The sequence below is a fragment of the Streptomyces sp. 135 genome, assembly GCF_020026305.1.
Taxonomy (GTDB): domain Bacteria; phylum Actinomycetota; class Actinomycetes; order Streptomycetales; family Streptomycetaceae; genus Streptomyces.
Map to the genome: position 1 here is coordinate 644,590 of NZ_CP075691.1, position 14,061 is coordinate 658,650.

Consider the following 14,061-nt stretch of genomic DNA (forward strand, 5'->3'; position numbering starts at 1 on the left):
GCGGGCCCCCTCGCGCGTACGCCGCCACCGCCGAGGAGAGCCCATGCCGCTGTTGGAGCCCGAGCCGGACGCCCTGCGCCCCACCTCACGCACGGAAGGGCCCGCCCCCGACCGCGTCCCGGACGGCCGGGCCACGGGCACCCCGGAGCCGCTGCGGTCCGAGCTGACCGCGCTGCTCGGGGCGGACAAGGTCCTGACCAAGGTCTCCGACCTGGTGCGGTACGCCTCGGACGCGAGCCCCTACCGCTTCCTGCCGCAGGCCGTGGTCGTCCCCGAGGACATCGACGACGTCTCGGCCGTCCTGTCGTACGCCCACGGCAAGGGCCGCGAGGTCGTCTTCCGCGCCGCGGGCACCTCACTGAACGGCCAGGCCCAGGGCGAGGACATCCTGGTGGACGTGCGCAAGCACTGGGCGGGCGTCGAGGTGCTCGGCCAGGGTGAGCGGGCGCGCATCGGGCCCGGCACCACGGTCGTGCGCGCCAACGCCGCGCTCGCCCGGTTCGGCCGCGTGCTCGGCCCCGACCCGGCGAGCGCCATCGCCTGCACCCTCGGCGGCGTCGTCGCGAACAACGCCTCGGGCATGACGGCGGGTACGACCCGCAACTCGTACCGCACGCTCGCCTCGCTGACCTTCGTCCTGCCCTCGGGCACGGTCGTGGACACCGCCGAGCAGGACGCCGACGAGCGGCTGGCGGAGGCGGAACCCGCCCTGTGCGAGGGGCTCCTGGCGATCAAGCGGGAGATCGAGGCGGACGCCGGTCTCGTGGCCCGGATCCGCGCCAAGTACCAGATCAAGAACACCAACGGCTACCGCCTCGACGCCTTCCTCGACGGCGCGACGCCCGTGGAGATCCTGCGCGGCCTGATGGTCGGCTCCGAGGGCACCTTCGGCTTCATCTCGGAGGTCGTCTTCGACACGCTGCCGCTGGACCGGCACACCAGTACGGCCCTGCTCTTCTTCCCCTCGCTGCCCGCGGCCGCCGCCGCGGTCCCGCTCTTCAACGCCGCCGGCGCGCTCGCCGTCGAACTGATGGACGGCAACACCCTGCGCGCCTCGGTCAGCGTGCAAGGGGTGCCCGCCGACTGGGCCGGGCTCCCGAAGTCGACGACCGCGCTCCTGGTGGAGTTCCGCGCGCCGGACCGGGCCACCCAGGAGGCGTACGAGACCGCCGCCGCCGAGGTCCTGGCCGGGCTGGAGCTGGTCACCCCGGCTCCCTCGGTGACGAACACCTTCACGCGCGACGCGAAGACCATCGGCGGCTACTGGAAGGCGCGCAAGGCGTTCGTCACGGCCGTCGGCGGCTCCCGCCCCTCGGGGACGACACTGATCACCGAGGACTTCGCGGTGCCTCCGGGCCGGCTCGACGAGGCCTGTGAGGCCCTGCTGGAGCTCCAGACGCGGCACGGTTTCGACGCCGCCGTCGCGGGCCACGCGGCGCACGGCAATCTGCACTTCCTGCTCGCCTTCGACGCGGCGCGCCCCTCGGACGTGGAGCGGTACGCCGCGTTCATGGACGAGTTCTGCCGACTGACCGTGGAACGGTTCGACGGCTCCCTGAAGGCCGAGCACGCCACGGGCCGCAACATCGCGCCCTTCCTGGAGCTGGAATGGGGGCCGAGGGCCACCGAGTTGATGTGGCGCACCAAGCGGGTCATCGATCCCGACGGGGTCCTTGCCCCGCGCGTCGTCCTCGACCGGGACCCCCGGGCCCATCTGCGCGGCCTGAAGACCATTCCCAAGGTGGAGCTGATCGCGGACCCGTGCATCGAGTGCGGTTTCTGCGAACCGACCTGCCCCAGCGAGGACTTGACCACGACACCGCGCCAGCGCATCGTGCTGCGCCGCGAGATGATGCGCCAGGCTGCGGGCTCCCCGGTCGAGGACGGCCTCGTCGAGGCGTACGGCTACGACGCAGTGGACACCTGCGCGGGCGACTCGACCTGCAAACTGGCCTGTCCGGTCGGCATCGACACGGGCGCCCTGATGAAGGGCTTCCGGCACGCGCGGCACTCGCCCCGCGAGGAACGGACGGCCGCGCGCGCCGCCAAGCACTTCAAGGCCGTCGAGGCGTCCGCGCGGCTCGCGGTGGCCGCCGCCGACAGGATCAGCGACCGGCTGCTGACCGCGGTGACGCGTACGGCGCGCAAGGCCGTGCGGCCCGACCTCGTACCGGAGTGGCTGCCGCAGATCCCGGGCGCCGCGGCCCGCCGACTGCCGCGCACCGCGCGTGCGGGAGCCTCGGCCGTCTACTACCCGGCGTGTGTGAACCGCATTTTCGGCGGCCCCGGCGACCGCTCCCTGGCCGAGGCCGTCGTCGCCGTGTCCACGCGCGCGGGCAAGCCGGTCTGGATTCCGGACGACGTCGCGGGGACGTGCTGCGCGACGATCTGGCACTCCAAGGGGTACGACGCGGGGAACACCCTCATGGCCAACCGCATCGTCGAGGCGGCCTGGGGCTGGACCGCGGGCGGCCGGCTGCCGCTGGTCGTCGACGCGTCGTCCTGCACGCTCGGCATCGCGCACGAGGTGGTGCCGTATCTGACGGCCGACAACCGCGCGCTGCACCGGGAGCTGGCGGTCGTCGACTCGATCGTCTGGGCCGCCGACGAACTGCTCCCCCACCTGACGGTGCGCCGGACGGTTGGTTCCGCCGTACTGCACCCCACGTGTTCCATGCGGCACCTCGGCGACGAAGCGCAGTTGCGTGCCGTGGCGGAGGCCTGCGCGGACGAGGTGGTCGTACCGGGCGACGCCGGGTGCTGTGCGTTCGCCGGAGACCGCGGGATGCTCCACAAGGAGCTGACGGAGTCGGCGACCCGCAAGGAGGCGGCGGAGGTCACCGCCCGCTCCTACGACGCCCACCTCTCCGCGAACCGCATGTGCGAGGTCGGCATGGACCATGCGACGGGCCGCGGCTACTACTCCGTCCTCCTCGAACTGGAACGCGCGACGCGCCCGCCGGGGCCGGGGCCGGCGCCGCGCGGCCGCTGACGCCCCTCCGTTCGCCGCCGTTCCCCACCGTCTGCCACTGCCTGCCACCGTGGGGGTCGGCACCTGGCGCAAGGAAGTCCAACTTCCCGACCACTTCAGCCTCTTGCATCCCCGCCGTAGCCCCATCAGGGTGGCTTCCGCCCCAGTGGTAGAGACCACCCGACATACAGCTACGGAGGTCCGATGCACGACGAGAACGCGACACCGACCCCAGACGGCGCCACGCCCGACGCAGGCACCGCCGGCACGCCGGGAGGCGGCCGTTCGCGCCGTACGGTGCTGCGCACGGCGGGCTCGCCGGGGCCGGGCTCGGACTCGGCGCCTTCGCGGGCGGCACGGCCCACGCCGACGCCCCGGACGCCGTCCCCGCCGAGGCCGCCGACACGGCCGCCCAGGCGCCCGCCCGCAAGGGCAAGACGATGATCGGTGTGCCGTTCCAGCGGCGCTCCACGGTGCGGGTCGGGATCGTCGGCCTCGGCAACCGCGGCGGCTCCATGATCGACCTGTTCCTCGCGATCCCCGGCGTGCGCGTCGTGGCGCTCTGCGACCCGGTCAAGGAGAAGACCGCGGCGGCCGCGAAGAAGGTCACCACCGCGGGCCAGCCGGCCCCGGCGACGTACACCAAGGGCGAGGACGACTACGAGAACCTGTGCAGGCGCGGGGACATCGACTTCGTGTACGTGGCGACGCCCTGGGACTCCCACTTCGCCATCTGCAAGTCGGCGATGCTGAACGGCAAGCACGTCGGCGTGGAGTGTCCCCTCGCCATGCGTCTGGACGAGCTGTGGGAGCTGGTCGACCTCTCGGAGCGGACCCGCAGGCACTGCATGCAGCTGGAGAACTGCTGCTACGGCAAGAACGAGATGCGTGTCCTGCGGATGGCACACGCGGGCAAGTTCGGCGACCTGCTGCACGGCGCGGGCGCCTACAACCACGATCTGCGCGGCCTGATGTTCGACCCCGATTACTACGAGGGCCCGTGGCGCCGGCTCTGGCACACGCGGCTGCGCGGTGATCTCTACCCCAACCACGGCTTCGGCCCGGTCGCCAACTACATGGACGTCAACCGCGGCGACCGCGTCACGCACATATCCAGCTTCGGCACGCCCGCTCTCGGCCTCGCCGAGTACCGCAAGGCGCACATGCCGCCGGGCGACCCGAGCTGGAAGGAGACGTACATCGAGAGCGACCGCACGATCAGCCTCGTGCAGACGGCGAAGGGGCGGGTGATCCGTTTGGAGCATGACGTGTCGTTACTTCCTCCAGACCCACTACAGACGTAGGATGTCCTGACGTAGATCCGCTCTCACCGTGAATCGTCAAATCCACCCCCAGACCCACATCAGCTCTCTACTCTGATGGGGTGATGAGTCGACGGCCGAAGGCCAGCCTGTACGCGCGCCTGTCTGTTGCGGCAGACACTGAGAACGTATCCCTGGAGGGCATGATCACGGACATGCGCGCCCTCTGCGCCAAAGAGGGTATTGATGTTCTGGAGCCAATCCACGTTGACGATGGCAAAAGTGGCGGCTTCCGCGACCGCGACGAGTATCAACAGTGGCTGAACGACGCCAAAACCGGTGCCGCCCAGTTTCTGGTGAACTACCACACCGACCGCCTGACCCGAGAGGGCCTGAACGTCGCTGCCCAGATCCTGGACGTAATCGAAGGCAAGGACCCCTCCACGGGACGGCCCAACCATAAACCCGTACACCTTCTTGACTGTTTCGGTATCGACAGCCGACACGGAGATGCGTTCCGCTTCCGATTCGTCATTCAGGCCGAAGTGGGGCGAGCAGAGCGCGAGCGCATCCGCGACCGGTCACGGGACAGGAACAGACGACTTCGCACTGTCGGTCGATGGAGTGGCGGACAACTGCCTTTCGGCTACAAGCCGGTACCGAACCCCGAGACAGACGAGGACGGCAAGCCGAAAGGCTGGGTACTGGACATCGAGCCAACAGAAGCCAAGCTCATTCGAGACGCCGCGGACGCCCTCCTGAAGCCCGAACCTGACACGCTGAATATGATCAGCCGCCGCTGGAACCACATGGGCGTGAAACCCAGGCGCGCGAAGGAGTGGTGTCGTAGCACCATCGCTAGCGTGCTGACTGGCGATCACATCATGGGCCGTGCGGTGGTCAACGGCCACCCTGTCCGTGACGCCGAAGGGAACATCCTCGCACCGTGGCCAGCAGTGCTGACGGTGGGCCAGGTCACCGCCCTGCGGAAAGCACTGACCCCGAAGCCGGACAAAAAGAAGGGTGGCCGCCACCCCTCACGACTGCTGTCCGGACTCATCCGCTGTTCTGGATGCCAGCGGCCCCTGGGAGTGGAGCGCGTGAAGCGGCGGACATCCAACCCTGAACCGCTCGTTACTTACCGCTGCAAGACACGCACGCAGGGCCAGACATGCGTATCACCGGTCAGCGCCACAGCCGAGCACGTTGAGGCGTACGTAACTGGCCGCTTCCTCGCCACAGTTGGTCACATGCCCATGTACGTGGAGCGGACGTTCGTGTCCGGGGTGGAGGAACTGGCCGCCCTGGAGGAGGAACTGCGGGACACGATGGCCACCCTGGCCACCAAGGCGACGGAGGCCGGCTTCGTGAAGCTCCAGGAGCTACAAGCCAAACGGGAATACCTGGCCACCCTGGAGCCTGAACGGCGGACAGACCTAGTCCCGACCGGTCAGACCATGGCTGAGTACTGGGAGGGCGCCCTGGTCGATGACCGCCGGCGGGAGCTGGACAACGCCTTCGAGGAGCTGACCCTGAAGCCGGGGTTGCGGGGCCCCAAGGGCTTCGACTCGAACCGTCTGGTGCTGCGGTGGCGGGAGACGCCCGACGCAGGGGACGAGGACTAGGAGCAACGGCGGACGAATCTCTTATTTTTGTTTCGTCCCACATATAAAAAAGATCTACAACTATCAGTCTTCTGTGGCCTCACCCCAGGAGCCGGGACAGTTCCACCTTTCCGCTCCTCCACCGGGTCTCACGTCCTCACCGGTCCGGTAGTGATCGCACTGCCTACCGGTGAGGAGCCTCTCTGTGACCTACGAAGACGTGTGCTTGCACTGTGGGGAGCCACTGACTGGCCGTCAGCGGCGGACGTGCTCCCCACGCTGCCGTAAGGCCATCCAGCGCAAGCCCTCCGCCCTCCGTGACTGCCGACTCTGCGGCCAGCCGTTCCAACCGGTTGGCCCTGGCCGGCGCACTGTGTGTCCGTACGAGGACGCTGACGACTTCTGTCAGGGTCTCCAGGACGACCAGGAGGACCTCCAGGCGGCTCGTCAGGCCGTTCGGGAGTCGGCGACCTGCCACGGCCCCTCATGCGCTGCCCCGATCCCGTACCAGGGCCGTGGGCGCCCTCCGCGGTACTGCTCGGGCCGCTGCAAGCGAGCTGCTTACCGGGCGACGTCGTGAACTCAGCCTCTCCCCTGGCTTCCCGCCAGCTCCGCGTCCGCGTGAACGCCAGGCTCCGCGCCCAGGGCATCCCTGCGAAGTCCTGCGCCCGCTGTTTCGTCATCTTGCCGTTCACGGCGTTCCCGCGTGACCGTTCGCGCCCTGATGGTCGGTTCACGCAGTGTCGTGTCTGCCATGCGGCCAGGGAGTCTGTCCGGCGCGAGGATCCGCGGGTGAAGGCACAGGCGGCGGGCAACGGCCGCCGGTACCGGGCGTTGAAGTTCGGGGCCGAGTACGACGGTCACCAGCCTGAGGACGTGTGGCTCCACTGGGACGAAGAGGGCTTGTACTCCTGTGTGGTCTGTGGCGGCCCGTTCGAGCACATCGACCACAACGTTCCGTTGATCCGCGGCGGCGGTCACACCCTGGACAACTTGGTACCGCTCTGCGCTGATCACAACCTGGCGAAGTCTGGCCGCTGCCCGTACCGCTTCATCGCGGAACTGTTCCCGAAGCTGACGCCGTGGCTGGAGCCGTTCTTCGACGTTCACGAGCGGCTGTCGGAGGAGGAGATCGAGCGGCGCACCGCCGAGTACCACGAAGGGGCTTGACGTGCCTCAATTGAGGCGGCTAATGTTGCGGCCCTGGTCACCGCTGGGGCCACTACCATCAAGCATCGACTGAACAGAGGGGACAGCACATGGACACGCCGAAGGTCAAGGTTTCCGTTTCCTGGCCGACCGAGGACACCGTGGAGTGGTACCTGACGTACCCGCGCGTTGGTGAGTTCGTGATGGATAATCACGGGGACCTGTGGGAGGTCACGAGGGTGACTCAGGTGGGCGTCCCCAAGGCCGAGTACATCGTGACCGTGGACAAGCCGCAGCAACAGCCCTGACGCACCCGATTGACAGCCCCTGGCGATACGCTGGGGGCTTTCGTCATGAGGGGACAGTGTGGACAGGGTGGACATCGAGGCGGCCCGGGAGATCCTCCGCGAGGCAGACACGGCCGACTCGTTCGGCACGCTGGATGACGCTGGTTGGGAGGACCTGGGCCGGCGCCTGGCGAAGGCCCTTCAGCTCGACGACAGCAACGTCAGGGAGAAGATGCCGTGGGCCCTCTGGGGCTACGCCATAGGCGTTCGCGAGGACCGTGCTCCCGAGTAGCCAACCAGGCTGGCCGATCGCTGCGATGATGGGCCGAAAGACGAAGACCCGCGTTCGCTGACCACAGAATGAGACGATTGCCGTGAACTCCCTGGACGACCAGTTGATGACCATGGCGGAGTCGCTCCATGCTGCCGGCCACGCCGACGCGGCGGACGAACTTCGTAACCGTGCTGCCTTCGTCAGGGAGACATGGCGGGGCGCGGACACCTACCCGCACCTGGCTGACGCGCTTCAGGTCATCGCGGACAACGCTGCCCGCGCTGCGACGCTGGTGGCTGAGAACACGGTTCCGCCCATGCACTGACCCGCACGCCTCATACAAGGCCCCACCCGTCAGGGCAGGGGCCTTCGTCGTGTCGCTGCGTCTCACATCCTCACCGGTCCAGATTTCTCACATCATCACCGGTTAGTAATAGGGAAGGAAGTTCCCGGGAGTGCCGCGCACCCCTCCCCCTTCGGCGGTCAGAGCGCCTGGGGATCTTCTGACCCGCTTTCGTGTGCTCCTGGCGTCCTCCTCTCCGCCAGTCGATGCACATGCGGCGGAGGACCGGTTGAGCCTGGCTCCTGGTCCTCCGCCTGACTACTTCCGTTAACGCAGCGAAACGGGGACTAGTAGCCGTGGCCGGCGGGTCGGCGGTGAACACTCCCCCGAGTACCTGTGTTGCGGAATCCCTGGCTGTAGCGCACGCACGCTGCGGCCAGGGAGTTGTCTTCCGTCAGCCTGGTTGCCCTCACCGGCCCAGGCTGACGGAGCACAAGGGAGGCCCTGACGAGGGCACATGGTGAAAGCGCACTGCGGTGACGCGACAGGGTTCGAGCCCCTGACTCCCACCAGGACAGCGTGAGGACCAGGGAACTGGACTACATTGCCACGCTGTCCGACCCTCTTCGAGTCGCCCCTATGAGGGCGCCTGACGGTCCCCTGGAGGTCCCGTGAACGTCTGGACTCTCTCCTGGGTCGCCTGGCTGGCCGCCTTCGGCGTGATCGAGGGCCTCGCGCTGGCCCGTAAGCGGCCTGACGACACCCTCAGCGAGCACGTGTGGTGTTGGTTCGCCATCGCGCGCCGTGACCCCCAACCTGATGGCTTCACCAGGCTTCGCCGTTTCCTCCTCCTGGCTGGCATCGGCTGGTTGGGGGCACACTTCCTGACGGGCGGCTGGGTCTGATCCCCTCCCAGCCTACGAATTGCTCTCTGGGTCACTGGGTGACCCCGCCTGGAGCCGGTCCGCAATCGGACCTGCCAGGCGTTCCAGTAGCTGCCGGGCGTCGTCAGGCGTGTTCGGATCTTCCAAGCTCCGCGAGATGTGCGCCAGGGCCATTGCGTCCGCGATCTCTTGCTTAGCCGACTCGCTATCAGCGTGCTCTTCGGCCATCTGCGGCTCCTCTCCTGCGAGCTGTCGTGACAATCCTGCCACTCAGGAGGCCTTCGCATGCCCCGAAGGGCCATGTCCGTCTGTCCCACCCCTGGTTGCCCCACGCTGACGCCTGGCGGTCGCTGTGAGGCGTGCCAGGCTCGCGCCAGGGCCTCACGTAGGGGCGCCTCGCGCGCAGGCTATGACCGCGCATGGGCACGCACACGTAACGCTTACCTGCGCGAGCATCCGTACTGTGAGTGTGATGAGTGCGCTGATCTCCCCATGCCACTGCGTCCCGCTGCTTCTGATGTTGACCACATCGACGGTCTTGGTCCACTAGGTCCTCGTGGTCATGATCATGCGAATCTTCGCGCGATGACGAAGGCTCATCACTCACGCGAGACAGCACGCAGTCAGCCTGGTGGTTGGAACGATCGCGGTCACTGACCGTGACGTAACCCGGGGGGTGACCCCCTGACCCCTAGGGGACGAAGAACGCGGGGGAGGGCTCTGCCCCCTGCGCCCGGTTCAAACACCTGACTGTGACGCTCGTCACTCACGCTCCGTGACTCTGGCCCGCCATCGGCGCCAGCCTTCCGACTGCGCACCCAGGGGGTGATCACGTATGCCCAGTGGTGGTTCCCGCTCTCGAAGTGGCCCCGCTCCGACGTCAACTGACCGGAGCCACAAGGCTAAAGCCTCTGCCGAAGGTTGGACAACCCTCCCGCCGGCCGGACGTGATGGCCCTCTCCCCGCCTGGCCGCTGATCTCCCCGACCGACCGTGAGATGGACCTCTGGGAACGCCTCTGGGAAACACCCCAGGCGGTCATGTGGGACCAGCTTCACCTGGATTTCGAAGTGGCCTCTTATGTGCGCCTGCTCGCGCGCGCAGAGTCGCCCCGGTCTAGCGCCATCATCTGGGGCCAGGTCAAGCAACTCGCGGAGTCCCTGGGCCTTTCAGCGTCTGGTATGGCCCGCAACCGCTGGACGATCCAGGCCGTTAACGACTCCTCCGACGCCGACGCCCCTCAGGCCGCTGTCTCGGCTGTTGCGGACCTGTCCGCACGCCTGAAGGCGGTCAGCGGTGACTGACGGCAAGGTCCTGATGGTGACCCTGGCGTGGATCGAACACCACGCGGTCATCCCTGATGGCTTTGACCAGGGCAAACGGTTCACGATGCTGCCCTGGCAATTGAAGGTCGCCAGCAACATGTACGCGGTCAAGCCGACCGCTGAAGTGGGCCAGAAGTCCACGGCCTTCGTGTACCGCCGCGCACAGGTGATCATGCCGCAGAAGAGCGGTAAGGGCCCCTTTGCGGCGGCTGTGGTGCTGGCTGAAGCTGCTGGCCCGACTGTCTTCGCCGGCTTCGCCCAGGGTGGCGAGTCGTACCGCTGCCGTGACTTCGGCTGTACCTGCGGCTGGGAGTTCGTCTACGGCGCTGGTGACCCTATGGCGGTCCCCCAGCCGACTCCCCTGATCCAGCTCCTGGCGACGTCTGAGGACCAGGTGGCGAACGTGTACAGGCCGCTGAAGGCCATGGTCAAACACGGCTCCCTGTCGTCCCTGATGAGCGTCCGTGAGGGCTTCATCAAGGTGGGCGACGAGGGCCGCATCGACGTCGTCACGTCCTCCGCACAGTCCCGCCTGGGTAACCCCATCACCTTCGCCGTGCAGGACGAGACAGGTACGTACACCGCCACGAACAAGATGATCAAAGTGGCGGAGACGATGCGTCGCGGCCTGGCCGGCATGTCTGGCCGCTCGATGGAGACGACGAACGCGTACGACCCGAGCGAGTACAGCACGGCCCAGAAGACCCTGGAAGGCTCCGCAGAGGACGTCTACCGGTACTTTCCCCAGGCTCCTCCCACGCTGTCCTATCGCAACAAGCAGGAACGGCGCCGCATCCACAAGGCCGTTTACACGGACTGCCCACACATCGACCTGGACGCCATCGAGGCGGAGGCCGCGGAGCTACTGGAGTCCGACCCTGGCCAGGCCGAACGGTTCTTCGGCAACCGCATCATGGCCGGTCACGGCTCCTGGCTGGAGCCTGCGCACTGGCTGTCTCGCAAGAGCGACCAGGCGATACCGGCTCCGTCCACATACAAGCTGATGAAGGTCCCGATTGTCCTCGGCTTCGACGGGTCCGACAGTGACGACTGGACTGGTATTCGCGCGGAGACGCTCGAAGGCTTCCAGTTCACGCCGACGTACGGCCCTTCCAACCGGCCCACGATCTGGGACCCGGCGGAGTGGGGCGGCCAGGTTCCCCGCCTGGAAGTCGATGCTGCTGTGGATCAGCTCTTCGCCACGTACGACGTGAAGTTGATGTATGCCGATCCGCCGTACTGGGAGACAGAGGTCGACCGCTGGGCGGAGCGCTACGGCGAGCGTCGTGTCATCCGCTGGCACACTCGCCGGCCGGTCCAGATGCACGCTGCCGCGGAGCGCATGAAGACGGACTGCGTGAAGCGCGACAGCACGTTCACGCATGACGGTTGCCCGGTCACGGAGCGGCACGTCTTCAACGCGCGCATGGCTGCTCGCCCTTCGGAGCGATACGTCCTAGCGAAGCCGGAGCACCGTCGAAAGATCGACATGGCCGTGGTCGCTGTGCTCGCGCACGAAGCCGCCTGCGATGCGATTGCTGCGGGTCTCCTGCGCCGCAAACCCCTCTACATGTCCGCCTAGGAGGTGGAGACCCTGACCACCCCCGAACAGGCTCTTGCCCTGGTTCAGCGTCTGGAAGACGAACTGATCTCCAGGCGCCCCCAGATCCAACGGAACTCCGACTACTACCGGGGTATCCAGCGCCTCACCTTCGCCTCCGAACAGTTCCGCAAGTTCCACGGTGACCGGTACCGCAACTTTGCGGACAATTGGGTCCCGGTCGTCAGCGACTCCCCAGTGGAGCGTCTGACCGTTAACGGCATCCAGCCTGCTGGCTCCCAGAAGGCCGATGACGAGTCGTGGCGTGTCTGGCAGATGAACGGCCTGGACGCTGATTCGCAACTCGGCTTCCTGGGCGCGGTCAATGCCGGCCGGTCCTTCGTCCTGGTCTGGGGCAACCCTGACGACCCGGACACTCCAGAGGTCACCTTCGAGGACGCGGCCCAGTGCATCGTGGCGTACGAGCCTGGCTCGCGTCGCAAGCGCAGGGCGGCCCTGAAGCGTTGGGATGACGGCAATGTCTCGTACGCGACGCTGTACCTGGCTGACTCCGTCTGGAAGTTCGAGCGCCCGATACTGGGGGCCAGCTCGAAGTCCCCGCAGATGCAGGCGGTTGACGAGGAGCTGAACCGCTGGGAGCCGCGGGACACGGGCCTGGAGCCTAACCCCCAGCCGAATCCGCTGGGTGTTGTCCCGATGGTGGAGCTGCCGAATCGCCCGACCCTGACTGAGGAGCCTGTCTCTGACGTCACGGGTGTGATCGCGATGCAGGACGCTGTGAACCTCTTGTGGGCTCAGCTCTTCACAGCCTCCGACTACGCCTCTTTCCCCCAGCGCATCGTCCTGGGCGCGGAGGTCCCTGAAGTCCCGATCCTGGACGCCGAAGGGAAGATCGTCGGTTCCCGCCCCGTGGACATGGAACGCTTCGCGGTCGACCGCGTCATGTTCTTCACGGGCGAGAACGTCAAGGTCACTGAATGGACCGCCGCCAACCTGGAGGCGTACACCAAGATCATTGAAGTTGCGGTGGCCCACATTGCTGCGCAGACCCGCACCCCCCAGCACTACCTGATTGGCAAGATGGCCAACCTGTCCGGGGATGCCCTCCTGGCCGCGGAGACTGGCCTGGTCAAGCGCGTGCAGGAGAAACAGACCTGGTTCGGCCAGGCCCTCCGGGAGATGTTCCGGCTGATCGCACTGGCCCGCGGAGAAGACGCTAAGGCTAAGTCCATCGCTGCCGGCCAAGTGGTGTGGGCTGACGCGGAGTCCCGCTCCCATGCCCAGCTCGCTGACGCGCTCACGAAGCTTCGGCAGATGGGTTTCCCCTTCGAGTGGATCGCCCTGAAGTACGGCCTGACACCGACTGAGGTAGCGGACCTGGTGGTGATGCGGGACAAGGAGCTGGAGGCCGACCCCATGGGTGTGCTCACAGGCCTCATGTCGCGTAATCCTTCGCAGGGTTCACCCGACCCTGATGAGTCGCCTGCCGAAGCCGCGTAGGGGGTCGCATGGCCTGGAACCCCATAGCGCGCAGACACCAGGAGGCGCGTGCGGCTGTGGCAGACGCTACGGCTCGCGCTGTCCTGGCGGAGTGGGCGAAGGTCCGGCCGGAGTCTGTGGCCCGTGACTGGGCCCGGCTCCTCCCCCGGGTCACTGCCTACGTTCAGGCTGGCCAACTCCACGCCGCGGAGGGGTCCAACACGTTCATGCGTGAGTTGCTTGGACCCGATGCTGGGCCGGAGGTCGATCCCGCCCAGTTCGCTTCCCAGACGCCTGACGGTCGCGACGCGATGGGGCTTCTGGCCCGCAGTGCTCCGGCTTCGATCTCCGCCCAGCGAAGGGGGTTCAGCCCGCGTGCCGCAATGGCCCGTGGTGCTGCGTTCCTGGACCTGGTCGTTCGCACTGTCGTCGCTGACACGGGGCGCCAGGCGGACCAGGCGGCCATGGTCGCGAACAAGGGCGTGCGCGCGTACGTGCGCGTGGTGGAGCTTCCCGCGTGTTCCCGCTGCATCATCCTGGCTGGACGCGAGTATGGCGTCTCCAGTGGCTTCCTGCGGCATCCGCGGTGTGACTGCACGATGGAGCCGGTAACCCGCCGGAACCGCCCGACTCGTCTGGACGCGGAGGACCTCTTCGAGTCGATGTCTCCGGCGCAACGTCGGAAGACGTTCGGGGAGGCTGGCGCGAAGGCCATTCAGGATGGCGCGCGTATCTCCGCTGTCGTGAACGCCCGTAAGTCCATGGATCAGGTCGAGATGTTCGGCCGCACGGTCCAGGTGACGCGTGTTGGGACTGGCTCCCGCAAGAAGAAACGTCCTCCGCGGCTCATGCCGGAGGAGATCTACCGCCTGGCTGGCGAGGACCGCAATCACGCAATCCGACTGCTGTACAAGAACGGCTTTCTCCGCTGACGCGCAACGCGTCGCCCCCCCCCCCTTCTGATGACCCCGCAATGGAGTTGA

Annotated in this window: 11 protein-coding genes and 1 pseudogene; all 12 read left to right on the forward strand. The window is 67.3% G+C overall.

What is annotated here, in order from left to right:
* The first annotated feature begins 43 nt into the window (after positions 1 to 43).
* Positions 44 to 2,992 carry an FAD-binding and (Fe-S)-binding domain-containing protein gene (locus KKZ08_RS02960; protein WP_223772932.1) on the forward strand — a complete coding sequence of 983 codons (2,949 nt, stop codon included), beginning with the start codon at positions 44 to 46 and terminating at the stop codon, positions 2,990 to 2,992.
* A 183-nt stretch (positions 2,993 to 3,175) separates the two neighbouring features.
* Positions 3,176 to 4,245, forward strand: a pseudogene (locus tag KKZ08_RS02965) (Gfo/Idh/MocA family oxidoreductase); the annotation flags it as partial.
* A 113-nt stretch (positions 4,246 to 4,358) separates the two neighbouring features.
* Positions 4,359 to 5,858, forward strand: a complete 1,500-nt coding sequence (locus KKZ08_RS02970; protein ID WP_223778888.1) for a recombinase family protein — start codon at positions 4,359 to 4,361, stop codon at positions 5,856 to 5,858.
* Between the two features lie 600 nt (positions 5,859 to 6,458).
* Complete coding sequence (locus KKZ08_RS02975) at positions 6,459 to 7,007, forward strand: HNH endonuclease signature motif containing protein (protein WP_223772933.1); 549 nt, start codon at positions 6,459 to 6,461, stop codon at positions 7,005 to 7,007.
* An 89-nt stretch (positions 7,008 to 7,096) separates the two neighbouring features.
* Positions 7,097 to 7,294: a hypothetical protein gene (locus KKZ08_RS02980; protein WP_223772934.1), complete on the forward strand. Its 198-nt coding sequence runs from the start codon at positions 7,097 to 7,099 to the stop codon at positions 7,292 to 7,294.
* Between the two features lie 67 nt (positions 7,295 to 7,361).
* Positions 7,362 to 7,565, forward strand: a complete 204-nt coding sequence (locus tag KKZ08_RS02985) for a hypothetical protein (RefSeq protein ID WP_223772935.1) — start codon at positions 7,362 to 7,364, stop codon at positions 7,563 to 7,565.
* A gap of 82 nt (positions 7,566 to 7,647) precedes the next feature.
* Positions 7,648 to 7,872 (forward strand): hypothetical protein, encoded by a 225-nt coding sequence (locus KKZ08_RS02990; RefSeq protein WP_223772936.1) that lies wholly within the window; start codon positions 7,648 to 7,650, stop codon positions 7,870 to 7,872.
* Positions 7,873 to 8,501: 629 nt separating this feature from the next.
* Positions 8,502 to 8,735: a hypothetical protein gene (locus KKZ08_RS02995; protein WP_223772937.1), complete on the forward strand. Its 234-nt coding sequence runs from the start codon at positions 8,502 to 8,504 to the stop codon at positions 8,733 to 8,735.
* A gap of 976 nt (positions 8,736 to 9,711) precedes the next feature.
* Positions 9,712 to 10,017: a hypothetical protein gene (locus KKZ08_RS03000; protein ID WP_223772938.1), complete on the forward strand. Its 306-nt coding sequence runs from the start codon at positions 9,712 to 9,714 to the stop codon at positions 10,015 to 10,017.
* Positions 10,010 to 11,620, forward strand: a complete 1,611-nt coding sequence (locus tag KKZ08_RS03005; RefSeq protein ID WP_223772939.1) for a phage terminase family protein — start codon at positions 10,010 to 10,012, stop codon at positions 11,618 to 11,620. The genes KKZ08_RS03000 and KKZ08_RS03005 overlap by 8 nt, the downstream gene beginning before the upstream one ends.
* Before the next feature lie 3 nt (positions 11,621 to 11,623).
* Positions 11,624 to 13,099 carry a phage portal protein gene (locus tag KKZ08_RS03010; protein WP_223772940.1) on the forward strand — a complete coding sequence of 492 codons (1,476 nt, stop codon included), beginning with the start codon at positions 11,624 to 11,626 and terminating at the stop codon, positions 13,097 to 13,099.
* 206 nt (positions 13,100 to 13,305) lie between these two features.
* Positions 13,306 to 14,010, forward strand: a complete 705-nt coding sequence (locus KKZ08_RS03015) for a hypothetical protein (protein ID WP_223772941.1) — start codon at positions 13,306 to 13,308, stop codon at positions 14,008 to 14,010.
* Positions 14,011 to 14,061: the final 51 nt, after the last annotated feature.